The organism is Candidatus Ponderosibacter sp. Uisw_141_02 (assembly GCF_048087665.1).
In the GTDB taxonomy this organism is placed as follows: Bacteria; Pseudomonadota; Alphaproteobacteria; order Puniceispirillales; family Puniceispirillaceae; genus UBA3439.
The window spans coordinates 1,064,695-1,087,178 of sequence record NZ_CP159807.1 but is presented as its reverse complement, the minus strand read 5'-3'; the positions used below and the strand labels follow the sequence as shown (position 1 = coordinate 1,087,178).

Genomic DNA, 22,484 nt, shown 5'->3' with positions numbered 1-22,484 from the left:
ATGACGATGTTGTCACCGCTGCAAGATTGCGCCGCCACAATTGAAGCCCTGATTTTTGCCTCAGATCGGCCAATTCGCGAGCGCGAGCTGATTGTGCATGTGCCTGACAATATGGATCTTGCCGAAGTGATTGCCGCCATTGCTTTGCGTTATGATGCAACAAGCGGCATTGAGCTATGTCAGGTTGGTGATGGCTGGGCGTTTCGCACCAAAGCCGAAATTGCCGAAAGATTAAGCCAACATAAACAGGTTGAACGGCCACTTTCCCGCGCTGCGCTGGAAGTTTTGGCGATCATTGCCTATCACCAGCCCATCACGCGCGCCGAAATTGAAGAAATTCGTGGGATCAGCTTGTCAAAAGGCACTATGGATATTTTGCTTGAACTTGGCTGGATTAAACCACGCGGCCGCCGCCGGACGCCAGGTCGCCCGTTAACATGGGGAACAAGCCCAGCATTTCTTGACCATTTCGGGCTTGCCGATATTGGTGATTTACCGGGAATGGATGACTTGAAAGCAGCCGGCCTGCTTCGCAAAGGCCAAATTCTTGGCGCTTTGATGGATCACACATCGCAAAATGATGATCTTGATGATGAAGATGACAGTGACGCCGATTTTCTGGAAGATGGATTGCTAGAAGCCGGTTATGACGGAGATGGACATGCTTGAATTTGAACATATCAGGCATGCCTATAACGGCAGCCTGTCGGTTCGTGATGTCAGTTTCAAGGTTCAGCCAGGCGAGGTTGTGTCACTGCTTGGACCATCCGGGTGCGGTAAAACGACCTTGCTGCGGCTGGCAGCAGGGCTAGAACAACCCCAACATGGCAGCATTAGTCTTCATGGCGATGTTATTTCGTCGTCTGATTACATCCAGCCGCCTGAACAGCGCGGCATTGGCTATATGTTTCAGGATTACGCGCTATTTCCGCATATGACAGTATTGCAAAATGTGGTCTTCGGCCTTGTCGAAAAAGGCAGTGCGGCGACCCGGCGCGGGCTTGATGTGCTTGGCGAGGTTGGCATTGACGATCTTAGTGATATGTATCCGCATGAATTGTCAGGTGGCCAGCAACAACGCGTTGCGCTGGCGCGGGCGCTTGCCCCAAAACCCGCGGTTATCCTACTTGATGAGCCCTATGCCGGTCTGGATAGCCGCCTTCGCGAGCGTATCCGTGACCAGATGCTGCATGTTCTAAAAGCTTCGAATGCGGCAGCGTTGATGGTGACACATGATGCCGAAGAGGCAATGTTCATGTCGGACCGGATTGTTGTTCTGCGTGATGGCCATGTCGTTCAAACCGGCCGCCCAGTTAATCTATATTGCCAACCAAGCAGTGCCTTTGTTGCTGAATTTTTTGGCGAAGTGAACCGTATTGAAGGCATTGTTGCCAAGGATAAGGTGGTTACCGCGCTTGGCGAGTTTAGCGCGCCAAAAACCCTAAGCGATGGCAGCGCAGCGAGTGTTGTGATCCGGCATGAAGCGCTTTTGATAGATGCTGGCAATGATGGCGTCGTTGGCGAGGTGATGGAGTCACGCTTGCTAGGCCGTGCGTCACTAATCCATTTATCGGTGCCAACGGGGCGGGATGTTCTTCATCTTCACGCGCGCATACCCGGCTTGAACTCTATTGAAGTTGGAAGTCAAGTTCGGGTTCGCGTTGATCCGGCACAGGCATTTGTTTTTGCTGCCGGAAATGGGGCTGAATAAGCCAAGAGTAAAACCACAATCGCCAAAACATTTGGTTTTTTCACAGATTTGTCACTTTTCTGTACCGGTTTTGCCAAGGACTTCTTGTAGACAGCCAAAGCCCTGTCTATAGTGCGGGGGCAACAAGGCCATTGGTTTTTCCGGTGGCCGAAACGAATTGGAAATGAGGACCTAAACTATGTTTGGTGGTACATTCAGTATTTTACATTGGATCGTTGTTTTGGCAGTTGTTCTGCTGCTTTTTGGCGGCAGAGGCAAAGTGTCGGCGATCATGGGTGATTTCGGTAAAGGCTTGCGTAACTTTAAAACAGGTCTGAAGGGGCCTGAAGAAGACGCCGGCGAAGAGGCCGAGGCCATCGAAGAGGCGCCAAAGGCAGCGAAAAAGCCAGCGGCAAAAAAAGCGGCTCCAAAGAAAGCGGCGGCCAAAAAAGCCACAGCTAAAAAAGCATCTGCTAAAAAAGCCGCCAAGAAATAGGCGCTAGGAGCAGATAATGCTTGATATTGGCGGCTGGGAATTCTTGGTTGTTGCCTTTGTGCTGATCATGGTGGTTGGCCCAAAGGAGCTTCCCAAGATGCTTCGTGGTTTTACCCGTGTAATGCGTCAAGTGCGATCAATGGCGGCCGAATTTTCGCGCAGCATGCAAAACATGGCCGATGACGCCGAACTTGGCGATCTAAAAGGCACGCTGGAAGACGTCAAGCGCGGCAATCTGGCCGGCGTCGCCGATGCGATTGATCCTGCAGGAAATCTGAAAGACTCAGTTGAAGATTTGAAAAAATCAGCAACGGAAACGGGTTTGCAGGATGATGTTGGCGAAATCCGTAATCTGGCAGGAACAACCGGCGACGGTTTTGCCGAGGTAATCAATCAAGCACCGGAAGATGATGCCAAAGCCGCCGCATCTTCTGATACAAAAACGAAAACCGGGAGCTAGGCCAAAATGGCAGAGCAAGACGCAGATAATTCAGGGTTGGCCGAAGGCCGCATGACACTGATCGGCCATTTGACCGAGCTGCGCAACCGGCTTGGGGTTGCACTTGGCGTTTTTTTGCTTTTGTTCCTGATCAGCGTTGCCCCGTTGCCCGGGACAACAAGCAACAGCATCGCCTATCAGGTATTTGTGTTTTTGCAGGCGCCATTGGCTGAAATCTTAAATGCCAAGGGCGGCGGCCGGATGATTTTCACCGCCCTCCATGAAGGGTTTTTCACGCAAATCAAAGTTGGCTTTTTTACCGCGCTTTGCATCACCTTTCCGATTATCAGCATGCAGCTTTGGAAATTCGTTGCCCCAGGGCTTTACAAAAATGAGCGTAAAGCTTTCTTACCGTTCTTGATTGCCACACCGGTTCTGTTCACCCTTGGTGCGGCGATGGTTTATTATGTTGTCACGCCAATGGCATGGGCGTTCTTCGTGTCATTTGAGATGGTTGGCGATAATAGCGCGCTGGCGATCGAACTTGAGCCCCGTATCAGTGAATATCTGTCGTTGATGATGCGGTTAATCTTTGCCTTTGGGCTTGCTTTTGAACTGCCTGTTATTCTGCTTTTGCTGGCACGCGCAGGACTGGTCACGCATCAAGGGCTAGCTGAAAAGCGCAAAATCGCGATTGTAATCAGCTTTGTCGTTGCAGCAATTTTGACACCGCCCGATGTCATTTCACAATTGCTATTGGCTGTTCCCATCATCCTGCTTTACGAATTATCCATTTTTGGGGCAAGGCTGATGAGCCCACCTGAAAATAATGAATTCGACAATAGTTAAAACAAAGGTTGCGCGCCGCAGGTCAATTTTGACGGTCGGCATACAATTTGCGACTAGCTGTCCTGATCCGAACCTGACCAACAAACCGAGTTAAAAATGCATGATATCCGTTTTATCCGCGAAAATCCTGATGCCTTTGATGCGGCTCTAAAGCGGCGCAAGCTTGCCCCTATGGCGGGTGAAATCCTTAAAACCGATAGTGATCGCCGCGCATTGCAGGCGCAAATTCAGGAACTGCAATCGCGCCGCAATCAGGCATCAAAGGAAATCGGCGCGCTTAAGGCCAAAGGTGGCGATGCCGATGCCTTGATCGCCGAGGTCAATGATATCAAAACCAAAATGCCAGCCCTTGAAACCGAAGAAGCCAACCTTGCCGAAAGTCTGGAATCACGGCTTCTTGAGCTGCCGAACCTTCTCGATGAATCGGTGCCTGATGGCGATGATGAAGATCACAACCATTTAATCCGCACCATTGGCGATGTTCCCAGCTTTCATTTCACGCCAAAAGATCATGTGGCGTTGGGCGAGGGGCTTGGCCTAATGGATTTTGCGCTTGGTGCCAAATTGGCAGGCGCACGGTTTGTTGTTCTATCTGGCCAGCTAGCTAGGTTGGAACGTGCCTTGGCGGCCTTTATGCTGGACACACATACCGGCAAATTTGGCTATGTTGAGACCTTGCCACCAGCCTTGGTCAACAGCCAAACAATGACCGGTACCGGTCAATTGCCAAAATTTGCCGAAGACCTCTATCGTACTGACGATAAATGGCTAATTCCTACCGCCGAAGTGCCACTAACCAATATTGTGGCTGACGAGATTACTGACAGTGCGGTTCTGCCATTGCGCATGACCGCCTATACCCAATGTTTCCGGTCAGAAGCTGGCTCTGCAGGCCGTGACACAAGAGGCATGATCCGCCAGCACCAATTTTCCAAAGTGGAAATGGTGTCAATCACGCACCCCGATCAATCGGCAGATGAACTTGAGCGGATGACGTCATGCGCCGAAACAATTTTGCAAAAGCTGGAATTGCCCTATCGTGTGCTCAAGCTTTGCAGTGGCGATACCGGCTTTTCAGCGCAGCAAACCTATGATCTGGAAGTATGGTTGCCCGGTCAGGACGAAGGCCGCGGCATGTATCGTGAAATCTCATCCTGTTCGAATTGCGGGCCGTTTCAGGCACGCCGCATGAAAGCTCGTTTCCGCGATGTTGAAACCGGCGAGACCCGCTTTTTACATACCTTGAATGGTTCGGGATTGGCGGTTGGCCGTACCTTGATTGCCATTCTGGAAAATGGCCAGCAGGAAGATGGTAGCATTCGTCTGCCACAAGTCCTGCATAGCTATATGGGAACCGACCGGTTGGTGGCAAAGGCCTGATGGCAGCCATATCCAACAAGCCTGTCGGCCGCATTCTGATTAGCAATGATGACGGCGTTGATTCGATTGGCATCACAATCCTTCGTGAAATTGCGACAGCTTTAAGTGACGATATCTGGATCATTGCGCCAAGTGAAAACAGGTCAGGGGCGTCGCGCTCAATCACGCTTCGGCGCGATGTTGTGATCGAAGAAATTGCGCCAAAAACCTTTCGATGTTCAGGAACACCAAGCGATTGCATCATTTTTGGCATGGCTGAAATTCTCGATCAAGCGCCCGATCTGGTTCTTACCGGCATCAATCACGGCATGAATGTTGCTGATGATATTCTCTATTCGGGAACCGTCGCCGGTGCGATGGAGGCCTCATTGCTTGGCGTGCCAGCGATCGCGCTATCGCAACGACATGGCCGCGAAGACCCGGTTGATTACGCCGCAAGCCGGCTTTACGGTGAGCAGGTGATCCGCCATATTCTGGAACTGGGCATCCCGCCACGAACGGTGATGAATGTCAATTTTCCCAAAACCGATCCAGCCCGCATCAAAGGGGTGAAACCGGCGTATCTTGACCGCCACAAGCTTGGCGATGTCGTTATCAATGGCGGCGCGCCCAATCATTACCGGCTTGGCCCTTTGCATAGCGATCCAGAAACAAGCGATGGAAGCGACCGTGCCTTGCTGAATGATGGCTGGATTTCGCTGACGCCGCTGATGATGGATGTGACCGCGCATCACTTGCTTGATCAATTGCCGATATTAGATATCGCGGCGGCAAAATAGGCATATTATGACAGGTGATTTCCAACCCCAGAAAGCGCAGTTGATCATGACATTGCGCGGTATGGGCATTCTAGATTCGCGGGTGTTGGCAGCATTGGAATCGGTACCACGCGAATTATTCGTGCCACCAGCGTTGCGCCATCATTCCTATGAAAACTCATCGCTTCCCATTACCTATGATCAAACCATAAGCCAGCCCTATGTTGTGGCGCGAATGACCGAAGCTTTGAAACTTGGCGGGCGTGAACTGGTTCTTGAAATCGGATGCGGCAGTGGCTACCAGTCAGCGATCCTGTCGCATTTATGTCGGCGCGTCTATTCGATGGAACGCGTTCGTCCATTACTTGTCGATGCTGAAAACCGGCTTCGTGACCTTCGCATATCGAATATCAGCTTTCGTTTTGGTGATGGATCAAAGGGATGGCCCGAGGCTGCGCCATATGATCGAATCATTTTAACATGCGGATGTGATAAAATTCCTGACATTTTGTTGCAGCAGCTTAAAATTGGCGGCATCATGGTGGCACCAGAAGGCCATGGCAAAGCGCAATCGCTTGTTGTGGTGACACGGCATGAAACTGGGTTTGAACGCGTCGCCTTAATGCCGGTAACCTTTGTGCCACTGATTGAGGGTGAATAAATGCCGCAAAAAAGCAAAACCGGATTTGAATCCTGCACTTGGGCCTTTGGGTTTGTTGCAATATCCAGTTTGCTTGCAGCCTGTCAGGCACCAAATTTATCCTTGAACCGTTCGACACCGGCCAAATTGGTTGTTGCGCCATTGCGCGAACCGGTTGAACCCATTCCGCCAAGTCAAATGATCAAGGTGCGTGCCGATGATACATTATATGCCGTGGCAACGCGCTATCAGGTAACGCCGCAATCGGTAATCGAGGCAAATGGCCTGCAGCCGCCCTATAATCTTCGTAAAGGGCAGGCGCTTAAGCTTGTTCCGCGCCGCACCCATACTGTGCGTCCGGGTGACTCGGTCTATGTCATCTCGCAACGCTATGCTGTTAGCCAATATCAACTAGCTCAACTCAATTTTCTGAAACCACCATTCGAACTGAAAATCGGGCAAAAGCTGCAATTGCCCAACAGCCTTGATTTTTCGGTTCTTGATGTTGGTTTACCTGATGGGGTCAGTGGCACCAATATTGCCCAGCCAGTGCCAACAAAAACCAGCGCTCCAGCCGCCCCGCGCAAACGTTTTGTTGCGCCATCGCTTGCCGGTAGTTCTGGCTTTTCATGGCCAGTGCAGGGTGAAATCATCACTGAATTTGGCCCGTCACAACGCGGGGTTCATAATGATGGCGTGAATATCGCCGCCAGCGAAGGCGCATCGGTCGGCGCTGCTGCGAAAGGCCGCGTGGCCTTTGTTGGCACCAATATCAAAAGCTTTGGCAAGTTGGTGCTGGTCAAGCATAATGGCGGCATCATCACCGCCTATGCCCACCTTGGTGATATCAGCGTCAAAGAAGGCGACATTGTTAACGCTGGTCAATCCATTGGTACGATTGGCAGATCAGGGCGCGTCGATAGCTCGCAATTGCATTTTGAAATCAGAAAATCGCGGCAACCTGTTGATCCGCGAACCCTGATTTCCTAACCGCCAAAAACATCCTTATGCCTAGCGGCGCAATGATGTTTTGGTACGTGCGGCAAGGTCGGTAATGAATTGCCATGCAACCCGACCTGATCGTGAACCACGGCCAACCGACCATGCCAGCGCTTCATGTCGTATATCAATACCCTCTGCTTTAATATTGTAAAACTTAACATATTCATCAATCATTTCAAGATATGTATCTTGATCAATTGAATGAAATCCGATCCACAAACCAAACCGGTCAGACAGCGAGACGGTTTCTTCGGTTGTTTCAGACGGATTAATTGCGGTTGATCGTTCATTTTCCATCATTTGCCGCGGCATCAGATGCCGCCGGTTGGAAGTGGCATAGAAAACGATATTGTCAGGGCGGCCTTCGATGCCACCTTCGAGCGCTGCCTTTAGCGATTTATAGGTACTTTCGCCGCCTTCAAAGGCAAGATCATCCGAGAAAATGATAAAATGGCGTTCAATTTGCGCTAAAAACGCCATTAAGAATGGTAAATCGGCAATATCTTCACGATGGATCTCAACAAGCCCAAGATCATGCCCACGCGCAATCACCGTTCCATGAACCGCCTTGACCAGTGATGATTTGCCAGTGCCGCGCGCGCCCCATAACAGCGCGTTATTCGCCGGAAATCCCTGCACAAAGCCCATTGTGTTCGACAATAGATCATCACGCTGTTCATTGATTCCCTTTAACAGACCAATATCAAGCCGGTTTACCTTGGCAACAGCAACAAGCTGGCGAATATCGGATTGCCAGACATAGGCATCAGCCTGTGGCAGGGCATCGGGTGCCATATCGATTGGATATTTGCGCTCAAGCGCATCTGCAATGCGGGTTAATTGGCCAAGAAGAAGGGCTGTATCGTCAGACTTGTTCATTTTTTGCTCGGTTCAGTCACTATTGTTGAGGAAACTGTATAAAAAGGGAATATGGGTCATTGCAGCAAAGCGCAAGGGCGTTTATGTTCCCCCTTAGTATTTTCAAAGAAAATTGGAGAGATTCAGAGATGTTTATTACCCCAGCATTTGCACAGTCAGGTGGCTTTGCAGAAGGCGGATTTGGCTTGCTGCCAATCGTTTTCGTCATGGTTATTTTCTATTTCCTGTTGATCCGGCCGCAACAAAAGCGCGCCAAACAGCATCGTGAGTTATTGGCCTCGATCCGCCGTGGCGACAAGATTGTTACAACCGGTGGCCTGACAGGCACAGTGGTTAAGGTCACTGATGACGTTGATACGGTTGATGTCGAAATTGCCACAGGCGTAAAGGTTCAAATTGTGCGGGCAATGATTGCCGATGTGAGAGGCAAAAACGAGCCAGTCAAAGCCGAGCCTGTTAAAGCCAAGTCAGCCAAGTAAATCGCTGGATAAACAGCCCCATCATCTTAGGCAGATTCGGTAATTGCCGGAAAAGCCCACAGGGTAAAGCTGTTTTTCCTTATCTCTAGCCAAGAGTATTGTCGTCATGTTGCAATTCCAGCTTTGGAAAAAACTGCTTGTTGTGGTGGTTGCCGTTTTGGGAATTATCTTTGCGCTGCCAAATCTGATTGGCGGTGATGACGGTGCTGGCGCAGATTTTTTACCCGGCAAACAGATTAATCTTGGCTTGGATCTTCAAGGCGGGTCGCATCTTTTGCTTCGTGTCGATGTTGACGCGGTTAAACAGGAACGGCTCGAAAATATTGGCGAAACATTGCGGCGTGATTTCCGCGCGGAAAAAATCCGCTTTAGCGGGCTTGCCGTTGCCAATGAAACGGTCTCACTGCAAATTCGCAATCCAGAAGATGCCGCCAAGACACAACAAATCTTTACCGATCTTGGCAATGAATACACGGTCAGCAATGATGGGCTAACCTATCGCCTAGCCTTCAATGAGGCCGGACTTGCCGCGATGCAAACACGCACGGTTGAACAATCGATCGAGATCATTCGTCGGCGGCTTGACCCTGAAGGCACCAAAGAGCCGGTTATCCAGCGGCAGGGGCTTGATCGGATTCTGGTTCAATTGCCCGGCGTTGATGATCCAGAAGCGGTAAAACGGCTTCTTGGCCGTACGGCAAAACTGACATTCCAACTTGTCGATATGCGGATTAGCGCCACCGAAGCCATCCAGCGTGGTCGCACGCCGCCAGGAAGCGTTTTGATGCAAAGCGCCAGTGATGATGGCCGAAGCTATGTTATTGAAAAACGCGTTATGGTCAGCGGTGAAATGCTTGATGGGGCAACCGCAACTTTTGACCAGAATAACCGCCCAGCGGTCAGCTTTACCCTAAACGCTGCCGGTGCGCGCCGGTTTGGCAAAGTAACTGGCGAAAATATTGGCCGTCCTTTTGCGATTATTCTTGATGGCAAAGTCGTATCAGCCCCCACTATTCAGTCGCAGATTTTTGGCAGCGGGCAAATCACTGGCGATTTCAGTGTTGCCGAAACAAATGAATTGGCGCTTGTCCTGCGGGCAGGGGCCTTGCCAGCCCCGTTGATTATTCTTGAAGAGCGCTCGATTGGCCCTGGCCTTGGCGCAGATTCGATTGCCGCTGGTGAAATTGCGGCGGTGATTGGCATTATCCTTGTCGCCATTTATATGGTTGCCAGCTATGGCTTTTTTGGCGGGCTTGCTGTTGGCGCGCTAACCGTGAACATCATTTTGATTGTGGCAGCGCTATCGGCCTTGCAGGCCACCTTAACGCTTCCGGGCATTGCCGGTATTGTCTTGACGATGGGCATGGCGGTTGATGCCAATGTTCTGGTGTTTGAGCGTATCCGTGAAGAATTATCAAAGGGCAGGTCGGCCATTGCGGCGATTGACAGCGGCTATCAGCGTGCCATTTCAACAATCGTTGACTCGAACCTAACCACCTTATTTGCCGCGTTGTTCCTGTATATTTTCGGGTCAGGGCCAATTAAGGGCTTTGCTGTCACGCTAGGCATTGGCATTGCCACATCCATGTTTACGGCGGTTATGGTGACACGTCTGTTCATTGTTTTCTGGGTTGAACGCAAACGCCCCACCAGACTTGTTCTCTAAGAAGGGTTCTAAACGATGCGTCTAAAACTTGTTCCTGAAAACACGTCGATCAATTTTCTGAAATTCTATCGGCTTGCCTTTATTTTATCGTCATTGCTTGTCGCCGGATCGATTGGGCTTTTTGCCATTATCGGGCTGAATCTTGGCATTGATTTCAAAGGCGGTATTCTGATCGAAGCGCGCCATAACACAGGCCCAGCCAATATTTCAGGTCTACGTGGTGATCTTGAATCCTTGGGTCTTGGCGATATTAGCCTTCAAGGCTTTGGTACCGAAACCGATATTCTGATCCGAATTCAACGCCAAGATGGTGACGAAAAGGCGCAAATCGCCGCAATCCAGCTTGTTGGCAACACGCTTGGCAGCGATTATGACATCCGCCGAACCGAATTTGTCGGGCCAACGGTTGGTGCTGAACTCGCCGAAAAAGGCATTTTGGCGGTTGTTTGTGCGCTTTTGGCCATCATGGTCTATATCTGGTTCCGGTTTGAGTGGCAGTTTTCCATCGCTGCGATTCTGGCGCTTACCCATGATGTATTATCAACGATTGGGCTTTTCGCGCTGACAAATTTTGAATTTAATCTGGCAACCGTGGCAGCGATTTTGACCATCGCTGGCTATTCGATAAATGATACGGTTGTGGTGTTTGACCGTGTTCGTGAAAATCTGCGCCGCTATAAATCCTATAGCCTTGGCGATATTTTGAACAAATCCCTGAACGAAACCTTGTCACGAACCGTTATGACCTCGGTCACAACCCTGCTTGCTTTGACGGCAATTGTGATTTTTGGCGGTGCGGTGCTTCGTGATTTTGCCATTGCGATGATCTGGGGTGTTTTGATCGGCACCTATTCATCAGTGTTTGTTGCCGTTGGCCTTTTGTCACGTTTTGACATTAAACGCGGCGATGACGATGACGATAATGGCGTTGAAAAGCCTGAATATGAACGAACCTAAAACACCCAGTCCGAAACAACCTAGCGTCAAGTCACCTAGTGACGCCTCAAGCGAACTTGTCGATATCCGCAGTTTTGAGGGTGCCAGTGATCTGCAATTGATCCATGGCTATGGCGGCAATAGTTTTCGCATTTCCGGTGAACGTTACAGCGGTTCGGTTTTGGTGCATCCACGCCAAACGGCAATCTGGACACCGCCAGCTAAACCTGAAACATTGGTGATTGATGACCTTTTGCCGCATTTCGGCGATGATTTTCCGCCTTTGTTTATTCTTGGGGTTGGCGGCGCACCAATGGATCCAATGAATGATTTATCGGCGGCACTTCGCTTTCATGGGATTGCGCTTGAGGTTATGTCAACGCCGGCGGCTTGCCGCACATGGAATGTGTTGATGAGCGAGGGGCGTAATGCCGTTACCGGCCTTTATGACATTGCCTAAACAATTTTTCGCACGGTTTGGTTTGCATGACCGATAACGCCAAAACCGCCTTAGCGGCATTGCGTGATAGCGATCATCCGTTTGGCCGTCCTTTGGCACTTTGTTTGATGTTTGAACCTGCCAATGACCAATCTCTTGCCGCCTCGATATTTGATCTTGCGATTGCGCTTGATTCGGCGCTTCACATCCCAAGCGAGTCACTTCTTGCCGCAATCCGCGTTCAATGGTGGGTTGATGCCTTATCTGACAGCACCGCCCAAACAGCCCCGCTTGTCACACAATTGCATGCGCAATTTCAAATCCATGACGGATTACAGTCAGACATCATTGATTTAATCGGCCATTGGCAAACCGCCTGCCATGATGAAAATCGCGACAATAGTGACGGCTGGGCGGCAGTTTGGGCGCTTGTCGCCAAACATATGGGGCAGGCGGCGCAATCGGCAATTGCCACCGATATTGGCCATCAATTGCATCACGCGATCCGCGGGCATGAACCACATGCGGTAATGCCCTTGGACAGGCTGCAAATCAGCTCGCTTCGCCGCGATGATGCTGGGCAAAAACGGTCATTTCTGTATCTGGCGGCTTGCTGGCTTCGCTATATGCAACGCCCGAATGCAGACGCCAATCATCCGGCGCTGGTGTGGAAAATGCTGGCATGGCAGTTATTTGGACCACCAAAGTAATTCGGCTTACCAAAGTAATTTGAATCTTAAAAGCGGGGAACTTTCGCAATCGGGCTTATGGCATTACTGTTGCGCTGCCCCATGCCGCCAATTTGGTCAAGGCGCGTTCGGCATAGGCAACTTTGCGATCACGCCCACGCGGTCGCCGCCCGCGCTCATTCACCGGCAATTCAGGAAACAGGCCGAAATTGACATTCATTGGCTGAAAACTATCAGCCATGGCACCGCCGGTAATATGCGCAAGAAGCGCGCCATGCGCGGTATCGGCTGGTGGGGCAATCCATTCACTACCAAGCATCTCAGCTGCGGTCATTCGGCCAGCAAGCAAACCAATCGCCGCCGATTCAATATAGCCTTCAACACCGGTAATTTGCCCAGCAAAGCGCAAATTTGGTTTTGCCTTCAGCCGCAATTGCGGGTCAAGCAGACGCGGCGAATTGATAAAGGTATTACGGTGCAATCCGCCAAGCCTTGCAAATTGTGCATTTTCAAGACCCGGGATCGTTTGGAAAACCCGCACCTGTTCGCCATGTTTCAGCTTTGTCTGAAACCCGACCATATTATACAGCGTGCCAAGCGCGTTATCCTGACGAAGCTGGATAACCGCATGGGGGCGAGACCCGTCATGTGCATTGGTAAGGCCAACCGGCTTCATTGGCCCCCAACGCAGCGTTTCGCGCCCGCGTGACGCCATGATTTCAATGGGCATACAGCCATCAAAATAAGGGGTGTTTTCTTCCCATTCCTTGAATGACATTTTTTCGCCAGTTAACAGCGCGTCAATAAAGGCTTCATATTGCGGCTTTGTCATGGGGCAATTGATATAATCCTTGCCATCGCCGCCGTCAGTGGATTTGTCATATCGTGACTGGAACCAAGCCACATTCATATCCACACTGTCAAAATGGACAATGGGCGCAATCGCATCAAAAAAAGCCAGATCATCTTCACCGCCCCAGCGCCGGATTGACCCGGCTAGTTCAGGCGAGGTTAGCGGGCCAGTAGCAATGATGACCTGTTGCCAATCTTCGGGAATATCGGCAATTTCTTCGCGTTGAACCGTGATAAGCGGGTGGCTGTTGATCTTGGCCTCGACAGCGGCAGAAAAACGGTCACGATCAACCGCCAAAGCGCCACCAGCAGGTACTTTTTCAGCATCTGCGGCCTGCAAGATCAACGATCCCAAAATTCGCATTTCCTGATGCAAGACACCAACAGCATTTGCCGTTGCATCATCTGACCGAAAAGAATTGGAACAAACCAGTTCGGCAAGGCCTTCGCTATGATGTGCATCGGTTTTGCGCGTTGGGCGCATTTCATGGATTACAACAGGCACATTCATGCTGGCAATTTGAAAGGCAGCCTCACAACCAGCAAGACCACCACCAATCACATGAACAGGAGCAAGATCAGTCATCATCAATCACTTTTTTAAAACACGGGCAAGATAGGTGCCGGTATGGGAATCAGCAACTTTTGCCACTTGTTCAGGCGTGCCTTCGGCAACGATATAACCGCCGCCATCACCGCCTTCAGGACCAAGGTCGATAATCCAGTCGGCAGTTTTAATCACATCCATATTATGTTCGATCACAATGACACTATTGCCCTGTTCGACCAATTCTTGCAGAACCTCGAGCAGCTTGGCGATGTCATGGAAATGTAGGCCAGTTGTTGGCTCATCCAGAATATAAATCGTGCGCCCCGTTGCGCGGCGCGATAACTCCTTGGATAGTTTGACACGTTGAGCCTCACCACCTGACAGTGTGGTTGCTTGCTGGCCAATACGAACATAGCCAAGCCCGACGCGAAGCATGGTTTCCAGCTTTTCGCGGATAGATGGCACCGCCTTGAAATAGTCAACGCCTTCTTCGACCGTCATATCCAGAACATCGGCAATGGATTTGCCGCGCCAGGTAATTTCCAGCGTTTCCCGATTATAACGGCGTCCTTTGCAGCTATCGCAGGTTACATAGATATCAGGCAGAAAATGCATTTCGATCTTGATCAAACCATCGCCCTGACAGGCCTCGCAGCGCCCACCTTTGACATTGAACGAAAAACGCCCCGGCGCATAACCGCGCGCCTTGGCCTCGGGAAGACCTGCAAACCATTCGCGAATCGGCGTGAAAGCCCCTGTATATGTTGCCGGATTTGACCGCGGTGTGCGGCCAATCGGTGATTGATCAATATCAACAACCTTATCTAGAAATTCTGCGCCATAAATGGCTTTGTGCGGTGCAGGAATCTCGCGAGCTTTATGCAAATTCCGCGCAAGTGATTTCCATAAGGTTTCCAGAACCAAGGTCGATTTACCGCCGCCTGAAACCCCAGTGACACAGGTCATCACACCGAGCGGGAATTTCACCGAAACATCCTGCAAATTATTCCCTGTGGCGTTTTCCACGCGGATAAAGCGGCCTTTTTTCGGCGTGCGACGTTTTTTCGGCACAGCAATTTCTAACTTGCCCGATAAATATTGGCCGGTTAGTGAGTCCGGATGGTTCATCACCTCATCGGGCGTGCCAGCAGCAACAACATGACCACCATGAACCCCCGCACCAGGCCCCATATCGACAACATAATCAGCCAGCAAAATCGCTTCTTCATCATGTTCGACAACCAAAACGGTATTGCCAAGATCACGAAGCCGAACCAATGTTGATAACAGCCGGTCATTATCGCGCTGATGAAGTCCAATTGAGGGCTCATCAAGAACATATAAAACCCCTGTCAGGCCGGAACCAATTTGTGACGCCAGCCGGATACGCTGCGACTCACCGCCTGACAAGGTGCCAGAATTGCGCGACATTGCCAGATAGCCAAGTCCAACATTGACCAAAAAGCCAAGCCGTTCATTGATTTCTTTTAGAATACGCGCGGCAATTTCCGAGTCCTGACCGGTTAATTTCACACTTAAATCAACAAACCATTGGCGGGCATCAGCAATTGATAAACGGGCAATATCAGATATGTCATGCATATCAATTTTGACGGCCAAGGCCTCATTTTTCAGGCGCTTGCCCTTGCAGCTTGTACAGGGCAGGTTCGCCCGATATTTTTCCATTTCGTCACGCACCCATGACGAATCGGTTTCACGATAGCGACGCCCAAGATTGGGCATAACCCCTTCAAACGGCTTGACCGTGCGATATGACCGCATGCCATCATCAAAATCGATTGTGACAGGCACTTTGCCTGATCCATGAAGAATGATCGACTGAACATCATCATCCAGATCATTGAATGGGACATCGAGCGAAAATTTAAATTGTTTTGCCAGTGATTCCAGCGTTTGCAGGTAATAGCGAGACGTGCTTGACGACCAAGGTGCCAAGGCACCATTGCGAAGGCTGGTTTGGCGATCAGGAACAACAAGCTGTTCGTCAAAATGGCTTTTGACCCCAAGACCGTCACAAGCCCCGCAGGCACCAAACGGATTATTGAACGAAAACAGCCGCGGTTCGATCTCGTCAATGGTAAAGCCCGAGTCAGGACAGGCAAATCTGGCAGAAAACACAATCCGGTCGTCATGATCTGCATGATCGGCAAAGACCAAACCGTCACTAAGGCCAAGCGCCGTTTCCAATGAATCTGCAAGACGCGTTGCCAATTCATCGTGATCACCGGTGATCACAACGCGATCAACAACAACCTCGATATCATGTTTTTTCTGCTTATCCAGTGTTGGCGTATCGTCAACATCATAAATTTCGCCATTAATGCGGACCCGGCTGAACCCCTTGCGATGCAATTCGCCAAGCTCTTTTCGATATTCACCTTTGCGGCCGCGAACAATTGGTGCCAATAAATATAGCCGTGCGCCATCATCAAGCGCCAATAAGATATCAACCATCTGGCTAACGGTTTGGCTGCGAATTGGCAGACCCGTTGTTGGTGAATAGGGAATGCCGATCCGCGCCCATAACAGCCGCATATAGTCATAAATTTCAGTAACCGTGCCAACGGTTGATCGCGGGTTGCGTGATGTTGTTTTCTGTTCGATCGAAATGGCTGGCGACAAGCCTTCGATCAAATCAACATCCGGCTTGTTCATCATATCCAGAAACTGGCGTGCATAGGCCGACAGTGATTCGACATAACGGCGCTGGCCTTCAGCATAGATTGTGTCAAAAGCAAGGGATGATTTGCCCGAACCGGACAGACCAGTCAAAACGACAAGCTGGTCACGCGGTAAATCAATATCCACATTGGCAAGATTATGCTCGCGCGCACCACGCACCGAAATCATGCGCGGTTCAATGCCTTTGGCAGGGCGGGTGGTTTGCTGAGCCTTTTTGGCAAGCGGGGTTCTTTTAGTTTCGTTTGGCATGGGTGGACTATAGACCGTCTGGCTGTTGTTTTGCTAGTCTTTTCACGGCCATTTGCGCCGAAAAACTGATTTATAATTTTACAAATCCCATCGCATTTTGACCCGTCACAACAGGCTAATTTCACATATTTGCGATTGATCCGAACGATGGCCGATTTATCCTTGTCATACCCTTACCAGCATGGGTAATCTGAATCGGTAAATCGGGACATTATTTTAGCCCAAAAATCCAAAACTATTTCATTCAGGAGCAAAATCGCAATGGCAGGCAGCGTTAACAAAGTCATCCTAGTTGGCAATCTAGGGCGCGACCCTGAAGTGCGGTCAACACAAGACGGCAGCAAAATCGTCAATCTATCAATCGCCACTTCCGAACGCTGGAAGGATAAAAACACCGGCGAACAGCGCGAAAAGACCGAATGGCACCGCGTTGTCATCTTTAACGAGAACCTTGGCCGGATCGCCGAACAATATCTTCGCAAAGGATCAACATGCTATATCGAAGGCCAGTTGCAAACCCGCAAATGGACCGATCAGCAGGGCGTTGAAAAATACACAACCGAAGTGGTTCTGCAACGTTACCGTGGGGAAATGACGCTTCTAGGTGGACGTGGCGATTCATCCAGCATGGGCGATAGCGGCGGCTATAGCGGCAATCAGGTCAGCTATGACCAAACCCCGCAAGCCGGCGGCCAATCAAGCCCGCCACCAATGCGCAGCTCAAATGAAATGGATGACGATATTCCGTTCTAAATCAATATTTTAATAACCATATTTAATTCGGCGTCTTGTTTACATGGCAAGATGCCGTTTTTTTTGCCGAAAAAACGGCCAAAACTACAATATTTGGTGTCATAGCTTGCATTAATCGTGTAAATATTGTGTGTAACTTGTGACATTGCCTTTGCATTGTCACCGAGCGATACGGGAATGGCTCACTTGTCCTTCCCAAAGGCAGAAAGAACAATGGCGTGACCGACTTAACCGATTCGACCAATCCAACAATTTCGATTTCGGAGGAGATGCGTAAATCCTATTTGGATTATGCCATGAGCGTGATCGTTTCGCGCGCGCTTCCCGATGTGCGCGATGGCCTAAAGCCGGTTCACCGCCGCATTCTTTATGCCATGATGGAAGGCAATTACGACTGGTCAAAGCCACCGCGTAAGTCGGCGCGTATTGTTGGTGATGTCATGGGTAACTATCACCCGCATGGCGATTCATCGATTTATGAAGCCATGGTGCGGATGGCGCAGGATTTCTCGATGCGTCTGCCATTGGTTGACGGGCAGGGCAATTTCGGATCAGTCGATGGTGATCCGGCCGCCGCCATGCGTTACACCGAATCACGGCTTGCCCGCTCGGCCGAAAGCCTGCTTCGTGATATCGACAAAAATACCGTAGAATTCACCGCCAATTATGACGAAACCCAGCTAGAACCAACAGTTCTTCCCGCCGAATATCCAAATCTGCTGGTGAATGGCGCTAATGGTATCGCGGTTGGTATGGCAACCAATATTCCGCCACATAATCCGGGTGAAGTGATTGCCGCCTGTGAGGCCTATATCCTCAATCCCGAGATCACCACCGAAGAAATAAATGTCATTGTTCCGGGGCCTGATTTTCCAACTGGTGGCCTGATTATGGGACGGCACGGCATTCGGGAAGCCTATGCCAATGGGCGCGGCTCAATCATCATGCGGGCAAAGGCCGAGGTTCAGACCAATGCCAAGGATCGTGAAGCCATTATCATTCACGAAATTCCCTATCAGGTGAATAAGGCGCAATTGCTTGAACGTATTGGTGAAATGGTTCGTGAAAAGACAATTGAAGGCATTTCCGATATCCGCGACGAATCTGACCGTAACGGCATGCGGGTTGTGATCGAGATCAAGCGCGATGCGTCGGGTGATGTGGTGCTGAACCAGCTCTATCGCCATACAAGGCTGCAAACCAGCTTTCCAGTGAATTTGCTGGCCATGAATGGTGGCCGCCCACAACAGATGGGCATTAAAGATGTGATTGTCGCCTTTTGCGCCTTTCGCAAGGAAGTGGTGGTTCGCCGCACAACCTTTTTGCTGTCAAAAGCGCGTGATCGTGCACATATCTTGGCTGGCCTTATGGTGGCGCTTGCCTCGATTGACACAATCATTGAATTGATCAAAAAGGCCCCCGATACCGAAACCGCCCGTAATAAATTATGCGAAACCAACTGGCCAGCTGCCGAGGTGGCTGATTTCATCTCGCTGATTGATGATCCGGGGCATGAAGTGATTGATGGCCATTACCGGCTGTCGGAAACACAAGCGCGCGCCATTCTTGAATTACGCCTTCAGCGCCTAACCGGTATGGAACGCGACAAGCTGAGCGACGAAACCCGCGAACTTGCTGATAAAATTGCTGATTATCTTGATATTCTTGGGTCTGACACGCGGGTTAGCCGTGTTGTTCTTGACGAATTGGCAGCGACACGTGAACGCCTGTCAAACCCGCGCCGCACCGAAATCACTGACCAGCTTGGCGATCAGGATGATGAAGATCTGATCCAGCAGGAAGATATGGTCGTAACGGTTAGCCATCGCGGCTATATCAAGCGGGTGCCATTGTCAATTTACCGCGCCCAGCGTCGGGGCGGCAAAGGCCGCGCTGGCATGAAGACCCGTGACGAAGATTTTGTGACACGGCTTTTTGTCACCAATACGCATACGCCGATTTTATTCTTCACCTCACGCGGCATGGTTTACCAGTTAAAATGCTACAAGCTGCCTGAAGCCGCGCCGCAATCGCTTGGCAAGGCAATGGTCAATATCTTGCCAATCGAGCCGGAAGAAACCATCAATACCGTCATGCCAATGCCCGAAGATGAATCAAGCTGGGCCGATTTGAATGTTATGTTTGCCACGGCATCAGGCAATGTAAGGCGGAATAACCTCAGCGATTTCACCAATATCAAGCGCAATGGCAAAATCGCCATGAAGCTTCAAGATGGTGATGACCTTGTTGGCGTTCTGCCTTGTAGCGATGAAGATGATGTGTTGATGGCAACGCGCAATGGCAAGGCAATCCGCTTTGCCGCCAATGCTGTTCGCGTCTTCCGTGGCCGCGACAGCACCGGCGTTCGCGGTATTCGTCTTCTTGGCGGCGATCGTGTTGTTTCCATGTCGATTATCGCCGATGAAGATAATGAATTTATCCTGTCAGTTACCGAAAATGGCTATGGCAAACGGACACCAGTCAATGATTATCGGCGTTCCGGCCGCGGCGGGCAGGGGGTTGCCAATATCGAAACCAGCAAACGCAATGGTCAGGTCATGGCATCATTTGCTGTGGTTGAAGAAGATCAGTTGATGCTTGTCACCAATATGGGACAGGTTATCCGGATCCGCGTTCATGGCGGCGAGGGTGACTCGATACGGATTGCCAGTCGTAAAACCCAAGGTGTAAGGCTGTTTGATGTTGCCGATGATGAAAGCGAAAAGGTGGTTTCGGCCGGTCTTGTTCGCGAAACCGACAGTGATGACGACGATGATCACGAAGATAACCATACCGAGGGTCATGAGGGTGACAATAACGGCGATCAAGCGGGTGATGAAACAGCTGAAACCGCGGCAAATGCCCCGAATGCCCCAGCCCCAAATATCAATGAAGGGCAAGATGATGCCGCCGATACGCCGGCGGATGCGGACAACGCATCCAATCAAGCCGATAATGAGGACAATCAATGAGCCAGAAGGTTATTATTTATCCGGGCACCTTTGACCCGTTAACCTATGGCCATATCGACATTATCGAGCGTGGCGCACAACTTGGCGATCAATTGATTGTGGCTGTATCGCTCAATCTTGGCAAGCAGCCGCTTTTTTCAATTGAAGAACGTACTGAACTGGTCAAGGCCGAAGTTGCGCGGATCAATGACGCAAACAAGAGGGGTTTGCCCGTTTTGGTGAAAAGCTTTTCTGGCTTATTGACTGATTTTGCCACGCAGCAGGGCGCAACATCCATTTTACGCGGGCTTCGCGCGGTTGCTGATTTTGAATATGAGTTTCAAATGGCCAGCATCAACAAACGGCTTCATGGCGAATTGGAAACAATGTTTCTTATGGCTGCCGAACAGCAGCATTTTGTCGCCTCGCGCTTTGTAAAGGAAGTTGCTGTTTTTGGCGGTGATGTAACTAGCTTTGTTCCAGACAATGTTGCCAAGGCGCTAAAGCAGAAACTAGCAAACAAAAACGCCTAAACAGCCCGCCATATCAAAAAGCCACTCTGCCGCTTCCTGCAGCGCGATGACATTCACAAAACAAAACGGTTCCGCGCCATATGACTGGCTGATCGCATGCCCCAGACAAGCGGTAAAAACCCGGTCTGGAAATAGACAAAAATAAAGGCTAGCAAGGGTTACTTTAGGGTTTACACAAAATCGACACGTCTCTATGAGATGTCGGAGCGTTGAAGCCCGATGTCATCGCAAGGGTCGTAAGGCCTGAAAAAGTTTTAAAGTTCGGGCGCGTAGCTCAGTTGGTAGAGCAAGTGACTTTTAATCACAGGGCAACTCTATTCCGTCAGAAAATATCTGAGGCAAGTGACACACCCAAAGGCCCAAATGCCTCTCTCTAAATGATAGTTGTAATCCTAGTTGCCAAAGCACTTAAACACAGTGCCCATTTGTTCAGCATCAGGGGTTCCCCATCCACCAACATTTAAATCACCGTGTGCGACAGTGTCACCATCTGGATATTCCAAAGCCGCCTTATCTCTTAACCGAAATTTGATTTCTTTTCGCATCTCGTTCGCATCCCATTTCGAGAAAATTTCTGCTTCCACCTTAACTGGCCCTAGCAGCTTACAATTCGAGAGATGAGCCGCGTCGGATGGTACAATAAAGACCCTTTCTCCCTCTTTAACCCCACTAGCGCACGCAGCAAGAATAAACGATGAAAGAGCAAGGCAAATAAGATTTCTCATGGCAAAGATCCCAACTTTTAATAATGAAAAACCGTTGCATGCTAAACAAAAGTAGGCAACAAAATTTTGATCTTATTTTCCGAAGAACAAATTGTCGGTGAGGGCATCTAGTTTCTCAGGTCACTTGCCCTAAAACCAAAGGTCACTGGGCCAAAGTCAAGCCACACGCCAAACGCACGCTTACCACACGCAAAACCATACTACACGCCGAAAAAAAGTGAATCTAACGCCGAATAAGGGTTTACACAGATTCAGGCTTTAGGTAATACAGGGTCAAGTGACTGGCCTATTACCAAGGTCACTTGTCCTAATTTGTACTTTTGTAAACGAAAGTTCGGGCGCGTAGCTCAGTTGGTAGAGCAAGTGACTTTTAATCACTGGGTCACAGGTTCGAATCCTGTCGCGCTCACCATTACCTGATACCAACAGACGGTAAATGAATAGCCCCCGGCCATGAACATGACCGGGGGTTATTTGTGCCCAAATGCCCAAGGGAGGAAAAGCTATTCGGTGACACAAAATCCAGTTTTATCAAGCGCAATCATATTGCCATCACCATCACGGTAACAGGCGAATGATTCGCGGGCAGTCATCGAAGATGCAATCAAATTGGTCAATGCCGATTTGGGCAATGTTGAAAACGACAACGCCTTGTCATGGTATTCACTGACACGAATGTGTGAAAGACAGTCACGCTTAGCCAAATGCGGGTTGGCGAAGTGATAGCGCCAACAATTTTCATAGATGATATTACATCTAAGCAATGCCGTAGAACCTTCTGAAATATAGTTTATTTATTTCATGGGGCGGGCACCATTATCTGGTT

22 protein-coding genes and 1 tRNA gene are annotated in these 22,484 nt (G+C 50.1%); 18 read left to right on the top strand and 5 right to left on the bottom strand.

The genetic code is table 11. The annotated features are described in order from the left end of the window. From scpB to ABXT40_RS05495, 9 genes are all read left to right on the top strand, one after another. Positions 1 to 669 (top strand): SMC-Scp complex subunit ScpB, encoded by a 669-nt coding sequence (gene scpB, locus ABXT40_RS05535; protein ID WP_443646830.1) that lies wholly within the window; start codon positions 1 to 3, stop codon positions 667 to 669. Further along, positions 662 to 1,711, top strand: coding sequence for an ABC transporter ATP-binding protein (locus ABXT40_RS05530; protein WP_443646829.1), 1,050 nt, complete (start codon positions 662 to 664; stop codon positions 1,709 to 1,711). The genes scpB and ABXT40_RS05530 overlap by 8 nt, the downstream gene beginning before the upstream one ends. A 178-nt stretch (positions 1,712 to 1,889) precedes the next feature. After that, positions 1,890 to 2,186, top strand: a complete 297-nt coding sequence (tatA, locus tag ABXT40_RS05525) for a twin-arginine translocase TatA/TatE family subunit (protein ID WP_443646828.1) — start codon at positions 1,890 to 1,892, stop codon at positions 2,184 to 2,186. Between the two features lie 16 nt (positions 2,187 to 2,202). Next, positions 2,203 to 2,646: a Sec-independent protein translocase protein TatB gene (tatB, locus tag ABXT40_RS05520; protein ID WP_443646827.1), complete on the top strand. Its 444-nt coding sequence runs from the start codon at positions 2,203 to 2,205 to the stop codon at positions 2,644 to 2,646. 6 nt (positions 2,647 to 2,652) lie between these two features. Continuing rightward, positions 2,653 to 3,474, top strand: a complete 822-nt coding sequence (tatC, locus tag ABXT40_RS05515) for a twin-arginine translocase subunit TatC (RefSeq protein WP_443646826.1) — start codon at positions 2,653 to 2,655, stop codon at positions 3,472 to 3,474. 96 nt (positions 3,475 to 3,570) lie between these two features. After that, positions 3,571 to 4,854 carry a serine--tRNA ligase gene (gene serS / locus ABXT40_RS05510; protein ID WP_443646825.1) on the top strand — a complete coding sequence of 428 codons (1,284 nt, stop codon included), beginning with the start codon at positions 3,571 to 3,573 and terminating at the stop codon, positions 4,852 to 4,854. Next, a complete protein-coding gene (gene surE, locus ABXT40_RS05505) occupies positions 4,854 to 5,633 on the top strand; it encodes a 5'/3'-nucleotidase SurE (RefSeq protein WP_443646824.1) in 780 nt (259 codons plus the stop codon). Before serS ends, surE begins: the two co-directional genes overlap by 1 nt. Before the next feature lie 7 nt (positions 5,634 to 5,640). Next, the gene (locus ABXT40_RS05500; protein ID WP_443646823.1) at positions 5,641 to 6,273 is read left to right on the top strand and encodes a protein-L-isoaspartate(D-aspartate) O-methyltransferase; all 633 of its coding nucleotides are present in this window, start codon (positions 5,641 to 5,643) and stop codon (positions 6,271 to 6,273) included. Continuing rightward, positions 6,274 to 7,242, top strand: a complete 969-nt coding sequence (locus ABXT40_RS05495) for a peptidoglycan DD-metalloendopeptidase family protein (protein ID WP_443646822.1) — start codon at positions 6,274 to 6,276, stop codon at positions 7,240 to 7,242. A 21-nt stretch (positions 7,243 to 7,263) separates the two neighbouring features. Here the strand turns inward: ABXT40_RS05495 and ABXT40_RS05490 are convergent, their stop codons facing one another. After that, positions 7,264 to 8,133: an ATP-binding protein gene (locus ABXT40_RS05490; RefSeq protein WP_443646821.1), complete on the bottom strand. Its 870-nt coding sequence runs from the start codon at positions 8,131 to 8,133 to the stop codon at positions 7,264 to 7,266. Between the two features lie 128 nt (positions 8,134 to 8,261). Here ABXT40_RS05490 and yajC point away from each other — a divergent pair, with 128 nt between their 5' ends. The 5 genes from yajC to ABXT40_RS05465 all read left to right on the top strand — a co-directional run bounded on the left by yajC (position 8,262) and on the right by ABXT40_RS05465 (position 12,363). Next, positions 8,262 to 8,612: a preprotein translocase subunit YajC gene (yajC, locus tag ABXT40_RS05485; protein WP_443646820.1), complete on the top strand. Its 351-nt coding sequence runs from the start codon at positions 8,262 to 8,264 to the stop codon at positions 8,610 to 8,612. A 106-nt stretch (positions 8,613 to 8,718) separates the two neighbouring features. After that, complete coding sequence (secD, locus tag ABXT40_RS05480) at positions 8,719 to 10,278, top strand: protein translocase subunit SecD (protein WP_443646819.1); 1,560 nt, start codon at positions 8,719 to 8,721, stop codon at positions 10,276 to 10,278. Between the two features lie 15 nt (positions 10,279 to 10,293). Then, the gene (secF, locus tag ABXT40_RS05475) at positions 10,294 to 11,235 is read left to right on the top strand and encodes a protein translocase subunit SecF (RefSeq protein ID WP_443646818.1); all 942 of its coding nucleotides are present in this window, start codon (positions 10,294 to 10,296) and stop codon (positions 11,233 to 11,235) included. Further along, entirely contained in the window at positions 11,222 to 11,674 is a 453-nt protein-coding gene (locus ABXT40_RS05470) for an Mth938-like domain-containing protein (RefSeq protein WP_443646817.1), read from the top strand. The genes secF and ABXT40_RS05470 overlap by 14 nt, the downstream gene beginning before the upstream one ends. Before the next feature lie 26 nt (positions 11,675 to 11,700). After that, positions 11,701 to 12,363, top strand: coding sequence for a hypothetical protein (locus tag ABXT40_RS05465; RefSeq protein ID WP_443646816.1), 663 nt, complete (start codon positions 11,701 to 11,703; stop codon positions 12,361 to 12,363). 55 nt (positions 12,364 to 12,418) lie between these two features. Here ABXT40_RS05465 and trmFO read toward each other — a convergent pair whose 3' ends face one another. Together trmFO and uvrA are read right to left on the bottom strand one after the other, a co-directional pair. Then, positions 12,419 to 13,780: a methylenetetrahydrofolate--tRNA-(uracil(54)-C(5))-methyltransferase (FADH(2)-oxidizing) TrmFO gene (gene trmFO / locus ABXT40_RS05460; RefSeq protein WP_443646815.1), complete on the bottom strand. Its 1,362-nt coding sequence runs from the start codon at positions 13,778 to 13,780 to the stop codon at positions 12,419 to 12,421. Positions 13,781 to 13,786: 6 nt separating this feature from the next. Then, complete coding sequence (gene uvrA, locus ABXT40_RS05455) at positions 13,787 to 16,615, bottom strand: excinuclease ABC subunit UvrA (RefSeq protein ID WP_443646967.1); 2,829 nt, start codon at positions 16,613 to 16,615, stop codon at positions 13,787 to 13,789. 342 nt (positions 16,616 to 16,957) lie between these two features. Between uvrA and ssb the strand changes: the two genes are divergently transcribed. The 3 genes from ssb to coaD all read left to right on the top strand — a co-directional run bounded on the left by ssb (position 16,958) and on the right by coaD (position 20,933). Continuing rightward, positions 16,958 to 17,449, top strand: coding sequence for a single-stranded DNA-binding protein (gene ssb, locus ABXT40_RS05450; protein WP_443646814.1), 492 nt, complete (start codon positions 16,958 to 16,960; stop codon positions 17,447 to 17,449). 269 nt (positions 17,450 to 17,718) lie between these two features. Continuing rightward, positions 17,719 to 20,421, top strand: a complete 2,703-nt coding sequence (gene gyrA, locus ABXT40_RS05445; protein ID WP_443646966.1) for a DNA gyrase subunit A — start codon at positions 17,719 to 17,721, stop codon at positions 20,419 to 20,421. Further along, positions 20,418 to 20,933, top strand: a complete 516-nt coding sequence (gene coaD / locus ABXT40_RS05440; protein WP_443646813.1) for a pantetheine-phosphate adenylyltransferase — start codon at positions 20,418 to 20,420, stop codon at positions 20,931 to 20,933. Before gyrA ends, coaD begins: the two co-directional genes overlap by 4 nt. A gap of 392 nt (positions 20,934 to 21,325) precedes the next feature. Here the strand turns inward: coaD and ABXT40_RS05435 are convergent, their stop codons facing one another. Then, positions 21,326 to 21,658: a hypothetical protein gene (locus tag ABXT40_RS05435; RefSeq protein WP_443646812.1), complete on the bottom strand. Its 333-nt coding sequence runs from the start codon at positions 21,656 to 21,658 to the stop codon at positions 21,326 to 21,328. A gap of 336 nt (positions 21,659 to 21,994) precedes the next feature. On the opposite strand from ABXT40_RS05435, the gene ABXT40_RS05430 reads away from it, so the two are divergent. Further along, positions 21,995 to 22,070, top strand: a tRNA-Lys gene (locus ABXT40_RS05430). Positions 22,071 to 22,161: 91 nt separating this feature from the next. Here ABXT40_RS05430 and ABXT40_RS05425 read toward each other — a convergent pair. Beyond that, the gene (locus ABXT40_RS05425) at positions 22,162 to 22,305 is read right to left on the bottom strand and encodes a hypothetical protein (RefSeq protein WP_443646811.1); all 144 of its coding nucleotides are present in this window, start codon (positions 22,303 to 22,305) and stop codon (positions 22,162 to 22,164) included. Between the last annotated feature and the right edge of the window lie 179 nt (positions 22,306 to 22,484).